The 18,781-nt window shown below is 71.5% G+C and carries 14 protein-coding genes, 1 tRNA gene and 1 pseudogene; 10 read left to right on the forward strand and 6 right to left on the reverse strand.

Going from position 1 to position 18,781, the window contains the following annotated elements; all coding sequences use genetic code 11:
• Positions 1–60 precede the first annotated feature (60 nt).
• Both purF and purM read left to right on the forward strand, forming a co-directional pair.
• A complete protein-coding gene (purF, locus tag ACZ52R_RS19890; protein ID WP_360497895.1) occupies positions 61–1,644 on the forward strand; it encodes an amidophosphoribosyltransferase in 1,584 nt (527 codons plus the stop codon).
• A 115-nt stretch (positions 1,645–1,759) separates the two neighbouring features.
• Positions 1,760–2,842: a phosphoribosylformylglycinamidine cyclo-ligase gene (gene purM, locus ACZ52R_RS19895; RefSeq protein ID WP_360497893.1), complete on the forward strand. Its 1,083-nt coding sequence runs from the start codon at positions 1,760–1,762 to the stop codon at positions 2,840–2,842.
• A gap of 242 nt (positions 2,843–3,084) precedes the next feature.
• Here the strand turns inward: purM and ACZ52R_RS19900 are convergent, their stop codons facing one another.
• Positions 3,085–3,345, reverse strand: coding sequence for a DUF3073 domain-containing protein (locus ACZ52R_RS19900; RefSeq protein WP_360497891.1), 261 nt, complete (start codon positions 3,343–3,345; stop codon positions 3,085–3,087).
• Positions 3,346–3,729: 384 nt separating this feature from the next.
• Complete coding sequence (locus tag ACZ52R_RS19905) at positions 3,730–4,887, reverse strand: Glu/Leu/Phe/Val dehydrogenase dimerization domain-containing protein (RefSeq protein WP_465615705.1); 1,158 nt, start codon at positions 4,885–4,887, stop codon at positions 3,730–3,732.
• Between the two features lie 207 nt (positions 4,888–5,094).
• Between ACZ52R_RS19905 and ACZ52R_RS19910 the strand changes: the two genes are divergently transcribed.
• Both ACZ52R_RS19910 and bldC read left to right on the forward strand, forming a co-directional pair.
• Positions 5,095–5,997, forward strand: coding sequence for a DUF8083 family protein (locus ACZ52R_RS19910; RefSeq protein ID WP_465615707.1), 903 nt, complete (start codon positions 5,095–5,097; stop codon positions 5,995–5,997).
• Positions 5,998–6,484: 487 nt separating this feature from the next.
• Positions 6,485–6,691: a developmental transcriptional regulator BldC gene (gene bldC, locus ACZ52R_RS19915; RefSeq protein ID WP_014137253.1), complete on the forward strand. Its 207-nt coding sequence runs from the start codon at positions 6,485–6,487 to the stop codon at positions 6,689–6,691.
• A 355-nt stretch (positions 6,692–7,046) separates the two neighbouring features.
• Here bldC and ACZ52R_RS19920 read toward each other — a convergent pair.
• Together ACZ52R_RS19920 and hrpA are read right to left on the reverse strand one after the other, a co-directional pair.
• A tRNA-Asp gene (locus ACZ52R_RS19920) sits at positions 7,047–7,120 on the reverse strand.
• A 103-nt stretch (positions 7,121–7,223) separates the two neighbouring features.
• Positions 7,224–11,228: an ATP-dependent RNA helicase HrpA gene (gene hrpA / locus ACZ52R_RS19925; protein ID WP_465615709.1), complete on the reverse strand. Its 4,005-nt coding sequence runs from the start codon at positions 11,226–11,228 to the stop codon at positions 7,224–7,226.
• A 141-nt stretch (positions 11,229–11,369) separates the two neighbouring features.
• Here hrpA and ACZ52R_RS19930 point away from each other — a divergent pair.
• The 3 genes and pseudogenes from ACZ52R_RS19930 to ACZ52R_RS19940 all read left to right on the forward strand — a co-directional run bounded on the left by ACZ52R_RS19930 (position 11,370) and on the right by ACZ52R_RS19940 (position 13,225).
• A pseudogene (locus ACZ52R_RS19930) lies at positions 11,370–11,889 on the forward strand (SigE family RNA polymerase sigma factor).
• An 11-nt stretch (positions 11,890–11,900) separates the two neighbouring features.
• Positions 11,901–12,803 carry a hypothetical protein gene (locus ACZ52R_RS19935; RefSeq protein WP_465753818.1) on the forward strand — a complete coding sequence of 301 codons (903 nt, stop codon included), beginning with the start codon at positions 11,901–11,903 and terminating at the stop codon, positions 12,801–12,803.
• Between the two features lie 197 nt (positions 12,804–13,000).
• On the forward strand, positions 13,001–13,225 hold the full coding sequence (locus ACZ52R_RS19940; RefSeq protein ID WP_465615715.1) for an alpha/beta fold hydrolase: 225 nt from the start codon (positions 13,001–13,003) through the stop codon (positions 13,223–13,225).
• On the opposite strand, the gene ACZ52R_RS19945 is transcribed toward ACZ52R_RS19940, so the two are convergent.
• Both ACZ52R_RS19945 and ACZ52R_RS19950 read right to left on the reverse strand, forming a co-directional pair.
• Positions 13,167–13,664: a DUF3995 domain-containing protein gene (locus ACZ52R_RS19945; RefSeq protein WP_465753819.1), complete on the reverse strand. Its 498-nt coding sequence runs from the start codon at positions 13,662–13,664 to the stop codon at positions 13,167–13,169. The two genes, ACZ52R_RS19940 and ACZ52R_RS19945, sit on opposite strands and share 59 nt — an antisense overlap.
• Positions 13,665–14,135: 471 nt before the next feature.
• A complete protein-coding gene (locus ACZ52R_RS19950; RefSeq protein WP_465615719.1) occupies positions 14,136–14,525 on the reverse strand; it encodes a hypothetical protein in 390 nt (129 codons plus the stop codon).
• A gap of 19 nt (positions 14,526–14,544) precedes the next feature.
• Between ACZ52R_RS19950 and ACZ52R_RS19955 the strand changes: the two genes are divergently transcribed.
• From ACZ52R_RS19955 to ACZ52R_RS19965, 3 genes are all read left to right on the forward strand, one after another.
• Positions 14,545–15,690, forward strand: coding sequence for a helix-turn-helix domain-containing protein (locus ACZ52R_RS19955; RefSeq protein WP_465615721.1), 1,146 nt, complete (start codon positions 14,545–14,547; stop codon positions 15,688–15,690).
• Positions 15,691–15,699: 9 nt separating this feature from the next.
• Entirely contained in the window at positions 15,700–15,960 is a 261-nt protein-coding gene (locus ACZ52R_RS19960) for a helix-turn-helix domain-containing protein (RefSeq protein WP_406113099.1), read from the forward strand.
• A 299-nt stretch (positions 15,961–16,259) separates the two neighbouring features.
• Positions 16,260–18,683: a helicase-associated domain-containing protein gene (locus ACZ52R_RS19965; protein ID WP_465753820.1), complete on the forward strand. Its 2,424-nt coding sequence runs from the start codon at positions 16,260–16,262 to the stop codon at positions 18,681–18,683.
• Positions 18,684–18,781: the final 98 nt, after the last annotated feature.

The following is an 18,781-nucleotide window of genomic DNA, read 5'->3' on the forward strand; positions in this document are numbered from 1 at the left end:
CCGACAATCCCGGCATCCCGGGTTCCGGAAGCGTCCGCCAACTGCCCTAGACTCGAAGGCGTGCCACGTGGTGACGGAAGACTCAACCACGATCTTCTTCCCGGTGAGAAAGGCCCCCAGGACGCTTGCGGCGTCTTCGGTGTCTGGGCTCCCGGCGAGGAGGTCGCCAAGCTCACGTTCTTCGGCCTTTACGCCCTGCAGCACCGCGGTCAGGAATCCGCGGGCATCGCAGTGAGCAATGGCTCCCAGATTCTCGTCTTCAAGGACATGGGACTCGTCTCCCAGGTCTTCGACGAGGCCTCCCTGGGGTCGTTGCACGGGCATATCGCCGTCGGACACGCCCGCTACTCGACCACCGGTTCCTCGGTCTGGGAGAACGCCCAACCGACTTTCCGGGCGACCGTGCACGGTTCGCTGGCCCTCGGGCACAACGGAAACCTGGTGAACACCGCCGAACTGGCGGCCATGGTCGCCGAACTGCCCGGCGAGGAGCACGTCTCGCGCTCCGGCCGGGCCGCCGCGACCAACGACACCGACCTGGTGACGGCGCTGCTCGCCGGCCACCCGGACCTCTCCATCGAGGAGACGGCCAAGGTCGTGCTGCCCAAGGTCAAGGGCGCGTTCTCGCTCGTCTTCATGGACGAGCACACCCTCTACGCCGCCCGCGACCCGCAGGGCATCCGCCCGCTGGTGCTCGGCCGGCTGGAGCGCGGCTGGGTGGTCGCCTCCGAGACGGCGGCGCTGGACATCTGCGGCGCCTCCTTCATCCGTGAGGTCGAGCCCGGCGAGCTCATCGCCATCGACGAGAACGGCATGCGCAGCTCCCGCTTCGCCGAGGCCAAGCCCAAGGGCTGCGTCTTCGAGTACGTCTACCTGGCCCGCCCCGACACCTCCATCGCCGGTCGCAACGTGCACCTCTCCCGCGTGGAGATGGGCCGCCGCCTGGCCAAGGAGGCCCCGGTCGAGGCCGACCTGGTGATAGCGACGCCCGAGTCCGGCACCCCCGCCGCGATCGGCTACGCGGAGGCCAGCGGAATCCCGTACGGCTCCGGCCTGGTGAAGAACGCCTACGTGGGCCGCACCTTCATCCAGCCCAGCCAGACCATCCGTCAGCTCGGCATCCGCCTCAAGCTCAACCCGCTGCGCGAGGTCATCGCGGGCAAGCGCCTGGTGGTCGTGGACGACTCGATCGTCCGCGGCAACACCCAGCGCGCGCTGGTGAAGATGCTGCGCGAGGCCGGCGCCGCCGAGGTCCACATCCGGATCTCCTCGCCGCCGGTGAAGTGGCCCTGCTTCTTCGGCATCGACTTCGCCACCCGCGCGGAGCTGATCGCCAACGGCATGACCATCGAGGAGATCGGCCGCACGCTCGGCGCCGACTCGCTCTCCTACATCTCGATCGACGGCATGATCGAGGCCACCAAGCAGCCCAAGGACAAGCTCTGCCGGGCCTGCTTCGACGGCGAGTACCCGATGGAGCTGCCGGACCCGGCGCTGCTCGGGAAGCTCCTGCTGGAGGCCGAGATCAAGGGCGGCCAGCAGCAGCCGGCCGTCCGCGGCAAGCCGACCAGCGGCAGCGACCTGGACGGCGTCCAGTCGCTGCTCGGCGGGGCGGGCGCGGCCGACGCGCTGCGCCGCCCGTAAGCGTTCCACGGTGGGGTCCCGCGAACCGGGGCCCCACCGCCGTTCCGCCCCCGATGTTCCCGAACACCCCCCAGAGTTCCCGAACACCCCCCAGACCCGAGAGGGCCGCACCGCAGTGACCAGCAACCAGAACGGCGCCACCTACGCCGCCGCCGGTGTCGACATCGAGGCGGGCGACCGCGCCGTCGAGCTCATGAAGCAGTGGGTGAAGAAGGCCAACCGCCCCGAGGTGGTCGGTGGTCTCGGCGGCTTCGCCGGCCTCTTCGACGCGTCCGCCTTCAAGAACTACGAGCGGCCGCTGCTGGCCTCGGCCACCGACGGCGTGGGGACCAAGGTGGCCATCGCCGCCGCCATGGACAAGCACGACACCATCGGCCACGACCTGGTCGGCATGGTCGTGGACGACCTGGTGGTGTGCGGCGCCGAGCCGCTGTTCATGACCGACTACATCTGCGTCGGCAAGGTCGTCCCGGAGCGGGTCGCCGCGATCGTCAAGGGCATCGCCGAGGGCTGCGCGCTGGCCGGCTGCGCCCTGGTCGGCGGCGAGACCGCCGAGCACCCGGGCCTGCTGGGCCCGGACGAGTACGACGTGGCGGGCGCCGGCACCGGCGTCGTGGAGGCCGACGCGCTGCTCGGCGCGGACCGGGTCCGGGCCGGCGACGTGGTGATCGCGATGGCCGCCTCCGGCCTGCACTCCAACGGCTACTCGCTGGTCCGCCACGTGCTGCTGAACGAGGCCGGCTGGAAGCTGGACCGCAAGGTCGAGGAGTTCGGCCGCACGCTCGGCGAGGAGCTGCTGGAGCCGACCCGGATCTACTCGCTGGACTGCCTGGCGCTCACCCGCGCCACCGAGGTCCACGCCTTCTCGCACGTCACCGGCGGCGGCCTGGCGGCCAACCTGGACCGGGTCATCCCGGCCGGCCTGCACGCCCGCCTGGACCGCGGCACCTGGACCCCGCTGCCGGTCTTCCGGACCGTCGCCGAGGTCGGCAACGTGGCCACCCTGGAAATCGAGAAGACGCTCAACATGGGTGTCGGCATGGTCGCCGTCGTCCCGCCGCACTCGGTGGACGCGGTGCTGTCGATCCTGGAGGACCGCGGCGTCGAGGCCTGGCTGCTCGGCGACGTCGTCGAGCGCACCGACGAGCACGAGGGCGGCGCGGCCCTCTACAACGCCTACGAGGGCTTCCGGGCCTAGAGCGGCCCAAGACCGGCCTGAGCAGGCTCGGCGACGACGAGAGGGCCCCTCCGGCGTACCGGAGGGGCCCTCTCGCGTTCCACGGGCACCGCTCGACGAGCGGGCCCGTGCACCGTTCGGCGGAAAGCCCGTGCGGCTCGGGCGACACCCGGCGGGCGGCCGGTGTGCCTGCCCGTGCGCGGGAACGCCGAAGACCGGCCCGGCGCCCTGGGCGCCTGGACCGGTCCGGTGAAGCCGGCTGGTTACGAGCGGCGGGAGGCCTGCGAGGCCCCGGCACCCGGCTCGTTGTCGTCCTCGTCGTCGAGGTCGGCGTAGCGGGCGGCGTATTCCGCGTACGGGTCGTCGTCCTCCTCCTCCTCCTCGATCGGCTCAGGGTCGATCGAAGCGGTGGACGGTGATACGCCCAGCTCGTTGGACAGACGGTTAGCGTCGAACCCGCCGCTGTTGTACTTCAGCTCGCGGGCGACCTTCGTCTGCTTGGCCTTGGCCCGGCCGCGCCCCATGGGTCGACCCCCTCAACGATGGGGCTCACGGCCCCGAGTCTGACACGTGTTCATGATCAGGACCGGTCTGCCCGAATGGGAGGACCGTCCCTTGGAGCATTAACGGTACCTGTTTCCGCCGCTGGACGGTACGTCGTCGGTGTGACGTGGCGCGCACCGACCGCACCCGAGGCCAGGTCTTCCCAGGTCAGGGGAGGTTTTGCGGCGATTTGCGCGCTGTCCAGAGGTGTCTTCGGTCCGTCGTTCCAGGACCGATTATCCCCCCTAGGGGGACCTCGGATCACCCGTTCGGGCGGAGAAGTGAGAATCCGGTTCCACATCGTGATGCGCGGGGGGCCGCGGTGGCAGCCCCCCGCGCAGCCGGGGTCCGGTACGGCGGCCGGATCAGCCGCGGCGGGCGCCCGGAAGCAGGACGGTGCGCAGCGCGCTGATCTCGCGCATCCGCTTCTCGGCCAGGCGGTCGGCGGCGACCGCCGGCGGGACGCCGTCGGAGGCGGCCCGGGTGAAGATCTCCAGGGTGGTGTCGAAGATCTTGGTGGCCTTGTTCTTGGCCCGCTCGAAGTTGAAGCCCTCGATCTCGTCGGCGACCTGGATGACGCCGCCGGAGTTCACCAGGTAGTCCGGCGCGTAGAGGATGCCGCGGTCGGCGAGGTCCTTCTCGACGCCGGCGTGGGCCAGCTGGTTGTTGGCCGCGCCGCAGACGACGGCGGTACCGGCCTCGCCGAGCGCCGCGACCACGGCGTCGGTCAGGGCGCCGCCGAGGGCGCAGGGGGCGTAGACGTCCAGCTTGGCCTGGAGCAGGGCGGCGGTGTCGGCGACCACCTCCACGTCCGGGTGGGCGGCGCGCACGCGGTTGACGGCGGCCTCGAAGGGGTCGGTGATGACGACGGTGGCGCCGTCCGCGATCAGGTGGCCGACCAGGTAGTGGCCGACCTTGCCGACGCCGGCGACGCCGACCCGCTTGCCGCGCAGGGTCGGCTGGCCCCAGCGGGCCTGGGCGGTGGCGCGCATGCCCTGGAAGACGCCGAAGGCGGTCAGGATGGACGAGTCGCCGGCGCCGCCGTGCTCGGGCGAGCGGCCGGTCACGAACTCGGTCTCGCGCGCGATGACGTCCATGTCCTGGACGTAGGTGCCCACGTCGCAGGCGGTGATGTAGCGGCCGCGCAGGGACTCGACGAAGCGGCCGTAGGCCCGGAGCATCGCCTCGTTCTTGTCCTTGTTCGGGTCGCCGATGATGACGGCCTTGCCGCCGCCGAGGTCCAGGCCGGCCAGCGCGTTCTTGTAGGACATCCCGCGGGACAGGTTCAGCGCGTCCTCCAGCGCCGCCTCCTCGGAGGCGTACGGGAAGAAGCGGGTGCCGCCGAGGGCCGGGCCCAGGGCGGTGGAGTGGATGGCGATGATCGCCTTCAGGCCCGAGCTGCGGTCGTGGCACAGCACGACCTGCTCGTGGCCGTCGCCGGGGGCGCCGTCCTGTTCGGTACGGAAGATCCTGCTGAGCACGCCGGGTGCGGGGTGCGTTGCGGGGGTCTGTACGTCGGTCACTGTGGTGACTCCAGTATCGAAGGCCCGCTGCTGTGGTGCGGGCGCCTAGGGCGAAGCGTAGTCGGGTGGGCGCCGCCGATCCGCCCTCTTGTCCGAGCTTGTGCCGGTTGTCCGAGGGGTGAGACAGGAGGGGGTGCGCGGTGTGGGCGCGAACTGTTCGGGGTCGCGCCCTCCCGGGCCCGCGCGGCGCGTGCGACCATGCAGGACGTGACCGTCGTACGTACTTCCGTACAGCCGCCCTACGCCGCCCACCTGCGGGTCTACGAGCCGCTGGCCGCGTACCCGGAGCCCGAGCGGGCGCGCTGGCAGGCCTACGCGGCGGAGCGCGGGCCGGACGCCGGGGCGGCGGCGCAGCCGGTGGCGGCGGCGGTGCTGGAGGAGCAGCGGGAGGCCCTCGCGGAGCTGGTCGCGCGCACGCCCCGGGCGCTGCCCGAGCGGGAGAGCGGGCGGGCCTACCTGCGGGTGGTGGACGGTGTCCTGTACGTCTGCCCGTGGGCGACCAGGCTGCGCAGCTGGCAGGCGCTGGAGGAGTTGCGGACCGGGCCGGTGGCGCTGCTGGACACCGCGCTGCCGCCGGCGACCCGGGAGGCCGCGGAGGCGGACCGGGAGCGCTGGCGGGCCGAGCACCCGGACGCCCGGCCGTGGATCCTCACCAGCCGGTGGGAGGTGCCGGTGCGCTGGTTCCTGCCGTTCGGGGACGAGGACCGCTGCTTCCTGCCGGGGGAGGCGGGCGCGGCAGGGGGCGCGGGGGAGCGGGGCGCCCGGCCGGCGTCGCTGTTCTACCTGGTGCCGATGGCGCAGGCGCGCCGGAGGGTGGCGCGGGCCTACCGGGCGCTGCGCGAGGCGGTGCCGGACGGGGAGCTGGTGCGGGGGGCGGAGCGGATCGGGCGGTGGCTGGAGGAGTTCCATCCGCGCTCGCTGGTGGAACTGGACTACGGGGGCCTGGTGCATCTGCTGGGGCCGGACCGGTTGTTGGCGGACCGTTCGGCGGGGGAGCTGGAGGAGGGGCTGCGCGCGCTGCGGGCCGGGGACACCGCGGAGGCGCTGCGCGTGTACGGGGAACTGACGGCGCGGTGGCGCCGGGTGCTGGCGCTGCGGCACGCGAACTGACGTCCGACCGCCCGTGTATGACTGTAAGAGTCCTGAGGGGCGCCCCACCCATGACCAAGGTCCCGGTTCGGGTCAATAGCTGTCGAACGTGACACTACTCACCGTTGACGCGAACTTACCCCTATGTGCAAAAATGGGACAACCAGCCCAACTTCACGTGAGCGTGCCCACTTTTGGGTGGTTCTGGAGTCGATGCGTGCTTTGTGGGGAAACGGAGGGTCTGGCCCCTCCGTAACCGGACGTCATCGTCGCGTGACTGTCCGTTATGGGGTGGTCCATTGCCATCCGTCGGCCTTGAACCCGTGAGGGGTCAATTTTGGCGGTTTGGTCGATAGGGCTGGACGGATGGTGTAGTTGTAGACACCAGGACAAGCCGTTCGTCCTATAACCGACTCGGCCCGTCTATGCCATTTCGGGCATCGCGGGCCAAGGTGCAGAATTTGAAGGATAGAACCGCCCTGGTTCGGTTCTCCCGAGGAGGCCGCTCATGACCGCTCGTACCCCTGATGCTGAGCCGCTGCTGACGCCGGCAGAGGTTGCCACCATGTTCCGCGTGGACCCGAAGACGGTCACCCGCTGGGCCAAGGCGGGCAAGCTGACGTCGATTCGCACGCTCGGCGGTCACCGCCGTTACCGTGAGGCGGAGGTGCGCGCCCTGCTTGCCGGGATTCCGGCTCAGCGCACTGAGGCCTGATAGGCCAAAGGCTCTTTAAAGGGGCCGCTTACCGGACTCCGCCGGGTCCGGTAAGCGGCCCCTTTGTCGTGTTCGGCTCCGGGTGGCCGGTACCGGTCGGCCGGTCGGAATGTTGAACTCCGGATAACGATTTGATGCGCATGATGCGGGGGGGAAATACAGTGAATAGCTGTACAATTTTACATATTAAATTAGTGGTGTTCGGATAGGTCCGCCCCGGGGCCGGCCTTCGGGGAACATGAGTGACGACCGTCACGCGGGCTGTCGCTTGAGGTCCGGACCCGGCCGGGGTAGGGAGCCGGACGGTCAAACGCAAGAGGCCCGGAACCTGACGGTTCCGGGCCTCTCGGTACGGCGATCCTGACGGGACTTGAACCCGCGACCTCCACCTTGACAGGGTGGCGAGCTAACCAACTGCTCCACAGGACCAGAGTGTTCTGATCTCGTTCACTCGCTTGCGCTGCGAACAAGACAGATCGTAGCCCATGGTGGGCCTCCAGGTCGAACTGGCTCCTGAAGGCCCACCCGCAGCTCAGAGCGTCGCCCTGGCCGCCTCCATCGCCTTCATGATCCGCTTCTCCGAGACCGGGCTCGGCGTGCCCAACGACTGGGCGAAGAAACTGACCCGCAGCTCCTCGATCATCCAGCGGATGGCCCGCACCTCCTCGGACGGCTGCCGCCCGGCCGGCACCGCCGCCAGCAGCTCCCCGTACGCCTGCTGCACCTGCTGCACCTTCAGCAACTGCTGGGCGTCCCGCTGCGGATGGTTGGGCAGCGCCTCCAGGCGGCGGTCCACCGCCAGCAGGTAGCGCTTCAGGTTCGGCAGCCGCTGCCAGCCGGTGGCGGTCACGAAGCCCGGGTGCACCAGCGAGGCCAGGTGCAGCCGCACGTCGTTCACCGCGTTCAGCAGCACCGGGCTGCTCACCGACTTCAGCCGGGTCGAGGCCTTGTGGAAGGCGATCAGCGCGGTGGCCGTCTTCAGCGTGGTGTCCGCGGACAGCTCGTACAGGTCCGTGCGCACCTTCTCGTGCAGCTTGCCGAAGGCCGCCTCGTCCCAGGCCGGGCCGCCGGCCTGGGACATCAGCCGGTCCGTCGCGGCGGACACGACGTCCTCGAAGAGCGCGGCGATCGAGCCGTGCGGGCTGTGCGAGAGCGCCAGCTTCGCCTGGTTGCCCAGCCGGCCCTGGATCGACTTGGCCGGGGAGTTGGTGGTCAGCATCAGCAGCCGCCGGGTGCCCTCCCACATCGCCTGCGCCTGGGCCTCCGGGGTGTCGAACAGCTTGATGCCGACCGCGCTGCCCTCGTCCACCAGGGCCGGGTAGGCGCGCAGCGCGTGGCCGCGCGAGCGCTGCTCGAAGGTGCGCTGCAGGACCGGCAGCGACTCCGGCCACGCGGTCAGCCCGCTCTGCTCGATGCCCTGGCCGGACGCGGCCGAGGACAGCGTCTCCTTGAGCTTCGGCTTGAGCCTCAGCCGCAGCTCCTCCAGGTCCTTGGACTCGGCGAGCTTGCGGCGCCCGTCCACCACCCGGAAGGTCACCTTGAGGTGGTCCGGCACCCGTTCGTCGTCCCATGCCTCCGGCGGCACGGTGACCGCCGTCAGCCGCTTCAGGGCGTGCTCCAGCGCCGGGAGCAGCCCCTCGGCGGAGCCGAATGTGCCTGCAGACTGGCGGTCCTTCACCCCGCGCAGCGCCGCCTTGGCGAAGTCCGGCGCGGGCACGAAGTTGCGCCGGATCGCCTTCGGCAGCGACTTGATGTACGCGGTGACCAACTCCTCCCGCAGACCGGGGATCTGCCAGTCGAAGCCCTCCGCGGTGACCTGGTTGAGCACCGGAAGCGGGATGTGCACCGTCACGCCGTCCGCGTCGCTGCCCGGCTCGAACTGGTAGGTCAGCTGGAAGCGCAGCTTGCCCTGCTGCCAGTGGTCCGGGTAGTCGGCCTCGGTGACGCCGTCGGCGGCGTCGTTGATCAGCATCGACTTCTCGAAGTTCAGCAGGTCCGGCTGCTCGTGCCGGGCCTTCTTCCACCAGGAGTCGAAGTGCCGGGTGGAGACGATCTCGTCGGGCAGCCGGGAGTCGTAGAACTCGAACAGGGTCTGGTCGTCCACCAGGATGTCCCGGCGGCGCGCCCGGTTCTCCAGCTCCTCGACCTCGCCGAGCAGCTTGCGGTTCTCCGCGAAGAACTTGTGGTGGGTCTCCCAGTCGCCCTCGACCAGCGCGTTGCGGATGAACAGCTCGCGGCACAGCTCCGGGTCGATCTTCCCGTAGTTGACCTTGCGCTGGGCGACGACCGGCATCCCGTAGAGGGTGACCTTCTCGTACGCCAGCACCGCGCCGGCCTTCTTCTCCCAGTGCGGCTCGCTGTAGCTGCGCTTGATCAGGTGGCCGGCCAGCGGCTCGACCCACTCCGGTTCGATCTTGGCGTTGATCCGGGCCCAGAGCCGGGAGGTTTCCACCAGCTCGGCCGACATCACCCAGCGCGGCGGCTTCTTGAACAGGCCGGAGCCCGGGAAGACCGCGAAGCGGGCGCCGCGCGCGCCGCCGTACTCGCGCTTCTCCACGTCGAACAGACCGATGTGGGAGAGCAGGCCGGCCAGCAGGGACTGGTGGATCCGGTCGGCGTCCGGCTCGGCGTCCGGATGCGGCTCCTCCATCGTCACGCCCAACTGCTTGGCGACCGTGCGCAGCTGGGTGTAGATGTCCTGCCACTCCCGTATCCGCAGGTAGTTGAGGAACTCCGCCTTGCACATCCGGCGGAACGCCGAGGAGGAGAGCTCCTTCTGCTGCTCCCGGACGTACCGCCACATCGCCAGGTAGGAGAGGAAGTCCGAGGTCTCCGAGGTGAACCGGCGGTGCCGGTCGTCGGCGGCCTGGCGCTTCTCGGCGGGGCGCTCGCGCGGATCCTGGATGGAGAGCGCGGCGGCGATCACCATGACGTCGCGGACGCAGCCGTTGCGGTCCGCCTCCAGCACCATGCGGGCCATCCGCGGGTCCACCGGGAGCTGGGCGAGTTTGCGGCCGAGCTGGGTGAGGCGCTTGCGCGGGTCCTTCTCGTCCGGGTCCAGCGCGCCCAGCTCGTGCAGCAGGTGGACGCCGTCCTTGATGTTGCGCGAGTCCGGCGGGTCCAGGAACGGGAAGGCGGCGATGTCGCCGAGACCGGCCGCGGTCATCTGCAGGATCACCGAGGCCAGGTTGGTGCGCAGGATCTCGGCGTCGGTGAACTCGGGGCGGGAGAGGAAGTCCTCCTCCGAGTACAGCCGGATGCAGATGCCGTCCGACGTCCGGCCGCAGCGGCCCTTGCGCTGGTTGGCGCTGGCCTGGCTGATCGCCTCGATCGGGAGCCGCTGCACCTTGGTGCGGTGGCTGTAGCGGGAGATCCGGGCGGTGCCCGGGTCGATCACGTACTTGATGCCGGGGACGGTGAGCGAGGTCTCGGCCACGTTGGTGGCCAGCACGATCCGGCGGCTGCCGGAGCGCTGGAAGACCCGGTGCTGCTCGGCCGAACTGAGCCGGGCGTACAGCGGCAGGACCTCGGTGTTCCGCAGCTTCAGCCGGTTGAGGGCGTCGGCGGTGTCGCGGATCTCGCGCTCGCCGGAGAGGAAGACCAGGATGTCGCCCGGGCCCTCGGCCTGCAGCTCCTGGGCGGCGTCGCAGATCGCCTGGACCTGGTCCCGGTCGCGGTCGGCCTCGTCCGGCTCCTCGGCGTCGTCGTCGAGGACGGGCTGGTAGCGGACCTCCACCGGGTACGTCCGGCCCGAGACCTCGACGATCGGGGCGTCGCCGAAGTGCCGGGCGAAGCGCTCCGGGTCGATGGTCGCGGAGGTGATCACGACCTTGAGGTCGGGGCGCCGGGGGAGCAGCTGCTTGAGGTAGCCGAGGATGAAGTCGATGTTGAGGCTGCGCTCGTGCGCCTCGTCGATGATCAGGGTGTCGTACTGGCGTAGATCGCGGTCTGTCTGGATCTCCGCGAGCAGGATGCCGTCCGTCATCAGCTTGACCAGGGTGTCCTGGCCGACCTGGTCGGTGAACCGGACCTTCCAGCCGACTGCCTCGCCCAGCGGGCTGTTCAGCTCCTCCGCGACCCGCTCGGCCACCGTACGGGCGGCGATCCGGCGCGGCTGGGTGTGGCCGACCAGACCGCGCACGCCGCGGCCGAGCTCCAGACAGATCTTCGGGATCTGGGTGGTCTTGCCGGAGCCGGTCTCGCCCGCGACGATCACCACCTGGTGGTCCCGGATCGCCGCCAGGATCTCGTCCTTCTTCTGGCTGACCGGCAGCTCCGCGGGATACGTGATCGGCGGAACGGCGCGCCGGCGCTGCTCGACCAGCAACTCGGCGCGGTCGATGTCGGCGGCGATCTCGGCCGCGACCTTCTGCCGGGCCTCGGCCTTGCGGACCCGGCGGGCCCCCTCCAGGCGGCGCCCGATCCGCACCTCGTCGCGCAAGGTCAGCTCGGGCAGGCGGGCGGCCAGCTCACCTATTCCGGGACCCTCGGCGGGGACGGGGGCGGACTGGACTGCGGGAGAACTCACTGCGGGCATCCCTCTAGGTTCGCAAGGAGGCACGGCGGAGCGCACCTCGGTTTTCGAGCCCCTCCAGTGTCACAGCCGCCGACGGCGAATCGCGAACGGCGGGCAACGGTCCGCGGCCGTTGCGGGCTCTGGGGGTTTGAGGAGGTGCTCATGGGAGCCCAGAAGACCGCACGGGACGAGGAGTTCCGGGCGTTCGCCGGCAGCGCGTGGTCGCGGCTGTTCAGGACGGCCTACCTGCTCGCGGGGGGACCGGCACGGCGCCGAGGACCTGGTCCAGCAGGCCCTGGAGCGGGCGTACGTCGCCTGGGGCCGAGTGCGCGCGGCCGACGACCCGCCCGCGTACGTCCGCCGGATCCTGGTCAACGAACACGCCCGGCGGTTCCGGCGCAGACCGGTCGAACAGCTCGTGCACGCCGTCCCGGACCGGGCCGCACCGGCCGGGGCCGACCCGGACGACCGGGCCGCGCTGCTCGCCGCGCTCGGCGCACTGCCGCCGCGCCAGCGCCAGGCCGTCGTCCTGCGCTACTGGGAGGACCTCACCGAGACCCAGACCGCGGCGGCCATGGGCTGCTCGGTCGGGACGGTCAAGAGCCAGGCGGCCCGAGGGCTCGCCAAGCTCCGGCAGGCCTCCTCACTCAGCGGACTGACCACCATCGGAGGCGGAAGATGAACAAGGAGTCGATGACCGGGGGCCCCGCGGGCGCCGGGGACGACGCGGCGGAGGCCGCGCGGGCCCTCGGCGAACTGGCCGGGAGCGTCGACATCGGGACGGTGCCGTACGACCGGCTGCTCAGCGGAGGGCGGCGCCGGCTGCGCCGCCGGCGGCTGCTGACCGCCGGCGCGGCCGCGGTGCTGGTCGCGGCGGTCGTCGGCGGCGGGGCGGTGCTCGGCGAGCGCGGCCGGCAGGCGGTCTCCTCCGTGGCGGTGGCGGCCTCGGCGTCCGGCTCGGCCCCGGCTTCCGCGGCGGCCACCCCCACCGAGCCCGCGCGGGACCCGTTCACCCCGATCCGGGTCAAGGTCGGCGAAGGCACCGCCAACGGCCACACCTGGCAGGCCTGGGCCGCCCTGTGGCCGGCTGCCCCCACCAAGGAGGACGCCTACCGGCAGGAGGAACTGCGCTGGGAGGACCGGCACACCGCCATCCCACAGCTGCCGAAGATGACGAACGGCGAGGTCGACCGCCACTGGCGGGCCGACCTGGACGAGGTGAACCTCTACCTCACCCTCGACGGCCGGCGGCAGGTGGACGACACCGTGCACCAGACCGTCGTGCCGGCGAAGCCGGGCGCGAAGTCCGTCCCCGGCGACTACTTCTCCGGCGGCGGGGCGATGCTCGGCGCCAAGGGCGGGGAGCTGGGCGCCTCGCTGGTGGTGGTCGCCGGAGTCACGCCCGAGGTCGCGAAGGTCGTGGTCACCTGGCAGACCGGCGGCTCCACCGAGGCGGTGCCGGTCGCCGTCGGCGACTCCACGACCCGCTGGTTCGCCATCCCGAAGAAGCCGGGCTCGGACGCCAGGACCTTCACCCTCTACGCCGCCGACGGCACGGTCCTCGGCACCGACGACAACTGGTTCCGCACGTCCTGAGCCGCCCTCCGCCGTCCCGGACCGCCCGCCTCGTCCGAATTGTCGGTGCCGTGCGGCACAGTGGCCCCGATCGACCTGATGTGCCGTCAAGGGTCGGAGAGGTGCCGACCGATGGGCAACACCACCGGGTTCCACCCGAAGCGGCTGAGCCGGATCCCCGAGGTCCTCGCCGGGCACGTCGAGCGGGGCGGGGTGCCTTGCCGCTGCTGGTCGTCGAGGGCGGCGAGGACCGGATCCCGGGCGTCACCACCGCCACCGCCCTGGCCGAGCACGCCCCCGACGCCGAGCTGCTCCTCGTCCCGGACGGCAACCACCTGCTCGGCCCCGCCCTGCCGGACTGGCTCGCCACCACCGCCGACCGGCTCACCGCGCGGCTGACCGCGCGGCTGACCGGCGGGATGCCCGTCGGCCGAGCGAGGTGAGGGCGAAGAGGAGGCCGCCGGCCAGGAAGAACGGCTCGTAGCCGAAGGTCGCGAACCGGGCCATCGCGTCCAGCTCGGCGCCCGACCGGCTGCCGACGGCCAGGGCGATCCAGTCGGGCACGGACGGCGCGGCGTGCTCCACCAGCAGCGCGGTGGTGCCCCACAGCGCACCGGTCAGCAGCCGCGCCGGCACCCGCCCGCCCCACCGCCGCACCGGCGCCAGCGCCACCGCCGCAGCCACCGCGCACAGCGGGATCGCGATCACGTCGATCACCAGCAGCGGCGTGCTGCTCCACACCGAGCGGCCCTCCGGCAGCCCGAGCCGCCCGTCGGCCAGCCAGTACACGTGCACCAGCGCGAAGGCCACCGCCCAGCCCGCCGCCACGTACCCGGCCCCCGCCGCCACCCGGTTCCAGCCCGTGTCCCTCGTCGTCTCCATGCCCCCACGGTCCCGCCCCGCCCCACCCCGACGGATCGTCCCGCCGGTGGTTCCCCCTCCCCCTGCGGGGGGATCTCGGGCGGCGCGGGGCCGGTACGGCAGCAGGCCGTCGGTGGCCGGCTCGAAGCCGAAGGGGTCCGGGACGCGCAGCGTCTCCCCGAAGCCGATGTCCTCGCGCCGGTGGTGGCGGGTGGCGTCCGGCCTGCTGGAGAAGGGCCGACGTCGGGCGGGATCAGATCGGTGTTCTCGCCGGGTAGCAGCCCGTGGCCGGGCCTGCGGAACGACGAAGCCCCCGTAGCGAATTCGCTACGGGGGCTTCCCGGTTGTGGCCAGGGCCGGGGTCGAACCGGCGACCTTCCGCTTTTCAGGCCAAGCCGGGGCGTCGAGATGCCCAAGTTTGGGTGATTCTCTCGTCCGCGGAAGGCTGCCGTCGGACGCCATCGTTCGGGGCGGTTGGCGTCAGCGTTGGCGTCAACCGTAGTCACACACCGCAGTCCGCAGCTTCTGCTCCGGCACCGGGAGGTCCGCAGCGTAGAGGCTCGTCAGCACCGCCCGCAGCCCGGCGGGGTATTCCTCAGAGAGCATCGAGCCGAGCCAGCCGAAGGGGAGTACCGCCTCGCCGATGCGCGGAACGGCCTCGAACAGCGCGTCGAGGAGGCGTTCGGGGTCCTCCAGCACGCGCGCGTTCTTCTTGACGGGCACCAGGCGGCCGCCGGGGACCCGCAGCAGCCGGGCCGCCTTGGCCCATTCGACCAGCAGGTTCAGGTGGTACAGCTCCTGGCTGGACTTGGTCTTGAATGTCCTGTCACCGATGGCCGGGTCGATGGCGTCGCCGGTCTCCAGAAGAGCGACGACCGGCATTCCCGCTAGGGTCGCCGCGATGAGCGAGTACCAGTACTACGAGTTCCTGGCGATCGACCGGCCGCTGACCAGCGACGAGCAGGGGCAACTGCGGTCGCTGTCCACCCGGGCCCGGATCACCGCGACCAGCTTCACCAACGAATATCAGTGGGGCAACTTCCGCGGCGATCCTCGGCGGATGGTGGAGCAGTACTACGACGCCCACCTCTACCTGACCAACTGGGGCACCCATCAGGTGATCCTGCGCCTGCCCAAGGGGCAGCTCCCGCTGCGGGCGGTGGAGCCGTACTGCTTCGACGAGTGCGTCGAGGCATGGACGACCAAGACCCACCTCGTCCTGGACCTGCGCAGCGAGGACGAGAGCGGAGACTGGGACGAGGGCGCCGAGGACTCACTGGGTGCCATCGCCGGGGTGCGGGCCGAGCTGGCCGCCGGGGACCACCGTGCCCTGTACCTCGCATGGCTGTCCGCCATCGGCGCCTGGGCGCTCCAGGAGGACGACGAGGAGGCCTACCGGGAAGCGGTCGAGCCCCCGGTCCCGGCCGGGCTCGACCGGCTCACCGCCCCGCAGCGAGCGCTCGCGGACTTCCTGCGCGTCGACGCCGACCTGCTGGCGGTCGCCGCCCAGGCCAGCCCGCCGGCCCCCGCACCTCGGAAGAGGCCCGGGAAGAAGGAGCTGGCGCCGCTGATCGCCGCGCTTCCCGAGAAGGAGAAGGACGACCTCCTGTTGCGCCTCGCGCTGGGGGACGAGCCTCAGCTGGGAGCCGAACTCCTGCGCCGCATGCGCGGCGAACCGGCTGCCGCGACCGTGCACGGCGGAGGAGGAGCGGTGAACCACGCACGCTGGCAGCTGGCTAGGGACAAGCGCGCGCTGCACGGGGAGTTCGAGCCCCCCGCAATCGTCGCCGAGCGAGAGCAGATCCGTCTGGCCATGGCACTCGGTCAGCTGGTCTACGACCGGCGCACCCAGCTGGGCCTGAACGAGGATGAGCTGGCGATTCGCCTCGGTGTCACCGCCGACGAGGTGGAACACCTCGAGGTTGGGGGAGTCCTCCCGGTCACCTCCGAGTTGCTGCTCCGGATTGCCGCGGCTCTGGAGGTGTCCGTGGACGTCCACCTGGCGACCTCGGGCACGGCAGTCAGCTTCGCTGCTCGCGCTGCCTGAGGGGAAGCCATGGACTACGGGCAGCAGCTGTCGGCCGCTCTACGCGAGAGACGAAGGCAACTGGGAATCTCCCAGGCCGAACTCGCCCGGCGGGCCGGCATGACGCAGCCCGGCATCTCCCGCGTGGAACTGGGGGAAACCACCCCCACCCTCCCCCTCCTGGCACGGCTCGCCGAAGCGCTGGAGGCGGACCTCGACATCCAGCTGGCCCCGCTGGACGGAAGGACGACGATGCGCTTCGTGCCGCGTCGGCGCGCCGACGCGGCGTGAAGCGGGGTTGGCAGCGTTGAGTCAAAGACGAGGATGGCTCCGCGAGGAGTACCGGCACCTGCCCGGCCTGCTGCGCCGACTCGACCACCGGGCTCTCCGTGGTTGACGCCAGGCACTTCGCCGAGGGGCCACCGTCCGCCGGGGGCACCTCGGGGTACCTCCCGGCCGAAGGCCGGGGGAGAGGGCGTCAACGGATGCCCTAGCCCACTTCGGTTCGCGTCGGCGTCAAGCGACGGTGGAAGGTCCCTGGTTCAAACCTCTGGCCCCATCCCCGCTGGCGATTCACTACGCTTGGCGCGGTGAAAGCAGCACGAAGTCTCGCGATCTGGCTGGCCGACCGTACTCCTTCGCAGCTGACCGAACTGCTGGAGCAGCGCGAACTGCCCTACGCGGCAAGGGTGGCGAGCCTGACCGACCTGGCCGGCCACCTCCTGACGGATGCCTCGACGGCCCTGGGGCTGAGCGAGATCAACCTCGGGGATCTTCAACTGCTGGTCGCTGTGGCGACCCTGGCCGAACGGTTGCACGGTCCGCTACCGGCCCTCCCGCCCGCTCATCACCTGTTCATGGGCTACGGCGGCCGTTCACCACGGCTCGACGCGCCTGCGGTCGACCCGGCCGACCGGTCCGTGCCCCGGGACCAGCTCTTCCGATTCCTGCAACTCGACGGCGGGGGCCGGTCTGCGGCCGGGGCCGCGCTGTCCCGGCTGACCGAGCGGGCGCTGGTACTGCCCTCGTCCGGAAGCAGGGTCATCGTTCCGATCCTGGTCCACCGCCAGGCGGGTGAAGGCGACAGTTACGGCCGGCCCGCCGAACAACTGCTCACCGAGGCCTTCAACGCTCCGGAGATCCACCGCATCGCGCAGGGGCTGGGGCTCGCGAAGGCGCGGACTCGGGACGAGGCGCAGCGGCAGATCGTGGACGTGCTCAGGGACGCGAAGCGCGTGCGCGCCATGGCCGCCGAGGCGCCGCCCGCGGCCTTGGACCTGCTAAACAAACTGGTCCCGGGCCCGCCACTGCTGCGTACGCACTGCTTCGTCTCCCGGTACGGCGGCTTCTACCCGGGCTCCGGAGGCAAGTTCACCTTCCGGGAAGGCGGCTCGGGAGATCCCGGCACGGACTGGCTGGCCGCCCGCGGCCTGGTCCTTCCGGTGGATGAGGACCTGGCGGAACTGCCGCGCGAGGTGGCCGACGCGTTGCGCGACCACGATCGCGCGCCGAGCTACCAGTCTGCCCCGCCCCCGGTCGAGGGCACGGTGGAGATCCCAGGTGGTGCAGTCGAGAGCCAGGCGCAGGCGGCCTTGGCCGAGGCGGCCTCCCGGGTCGAGCTGATGCTTCGTCAGGTTGCCGCGCAGCCACTCGCCGTGCGTAAGGCGGGCGGAATCGCAGTCCGGGACACCCGTCGGCTGGCGAAGGCGGTCGGCATGTCGGAGGAACGGGCCCGGCTGTGGCTCGACCTGGCGAACAACGCGGACCTGATCACCCCTTGCGCCGCGGAACCGGAGGCCCCGGCAAGAGGACGGGGCCGCGCGCGTCGGCCGGAATCCCCGCCACCTGCCCGGATGCTGCCCACCGAGCGGTACGACGAGTGGTTGGCGGCCCCACCGGCTCAACGGCTGCTGCCGCTCGTCGCCACCTGGGCGGTGGTGCCCGAGGTATTCAGCCACTGGCCGGACGAGAACGACACCCCGGTCGCGCTGGTCACGCCGGAGGACGGCGAGGCCGTCGATCTGCGCCACGCCGTGCTGGAGGCTCTGGCCACCCTCCCGGCCGGGCGCGGAGTCCCCACCGGCAAGTCCGCCCGCGCGCGGGCGACCGCTCTCGCCGGCCTCAGCGCCACGGCGGCCTGGTTCCGCCCGACCGCCCTCGCCCAAGGGCCGTGGGAGGCTGAGCGGGTCGAGGCGACCCTGGCCGAGGCGGAGCTGCTCGGGGTCGTCGCCCACGGAGCGCTGACCCCGCTCGGGCACGCCGTGCTCGGGCTCCTGAGGGCGGGGGCGCACCGCCACTTCCCCGCCGTTCCTGGCGCGGGGCCGGCGCTGCACGACCGTCCTGCTCTGGACGAGGCGGTCCGGCAGTTGTCCACTGCCCTGGACGCGCTGCTGCCCGCGCCGCAGACCACTGCCCGGTTCCAGGCGGACCTTACGGCCGTGGTCGCCGGAGCTGCCGCACCAGAGCTGACCGACCTGCTGGCCGCCTGTGCGGACCGGGAGTCGGAGGGCCATGCCGTGGTGTGGCGGATCACCCCGGCGGCGGTCCGCCGGGCGCTGGACTCCGGACTGGACGCCGCCGACCTGCTGGCTCGGCTGGCCGACGTCTCCGCGGGCGGGCGGCCGCTTCCGCAGCCCCTGGAGTACCTGATCAAGGACACCGCGCGGACCCACGGCCGGATGCGAGTGGTGCGCTCCGCCTGCTGCATCCGCTCCGACGACGAGGCACTGGTGTCGGAGCTCGCCGCGGCCCGTGCGCTCTCCAAGCTCGGTTTGCGCCGGATCGCACCGACCGTGCTGATCAGCACGGCCGAGCCGGAAGCGACCCTTACTGCGCTTCGTGCCGCCGGCTACGCCCCCGTGCTGGAGGCGGAGACCGGGACTACGGTCATCGAGAGGGCCCGCCAGGAACGCGGTCCCAAGCGCATGCCGTCACTGTCCGGAGCACGACCGCGCCACGGCAAGGGGCCGAGCACCGCATCGGCGCTGGCGAGCGCGCTGCTGGCCGACCGCTGACCAGGGGATCGCCCGAAGCCCTCGGGCAGGGCGATGTGCGTCGTGCCGTGGCGGTGAAGTCGCTTCGGAGCTCCCAGACCCGAGGTGGGAGCTCGGCA

The organism is Kitasatospora sp. NPDC034023 (assembly GCF_055575795.1).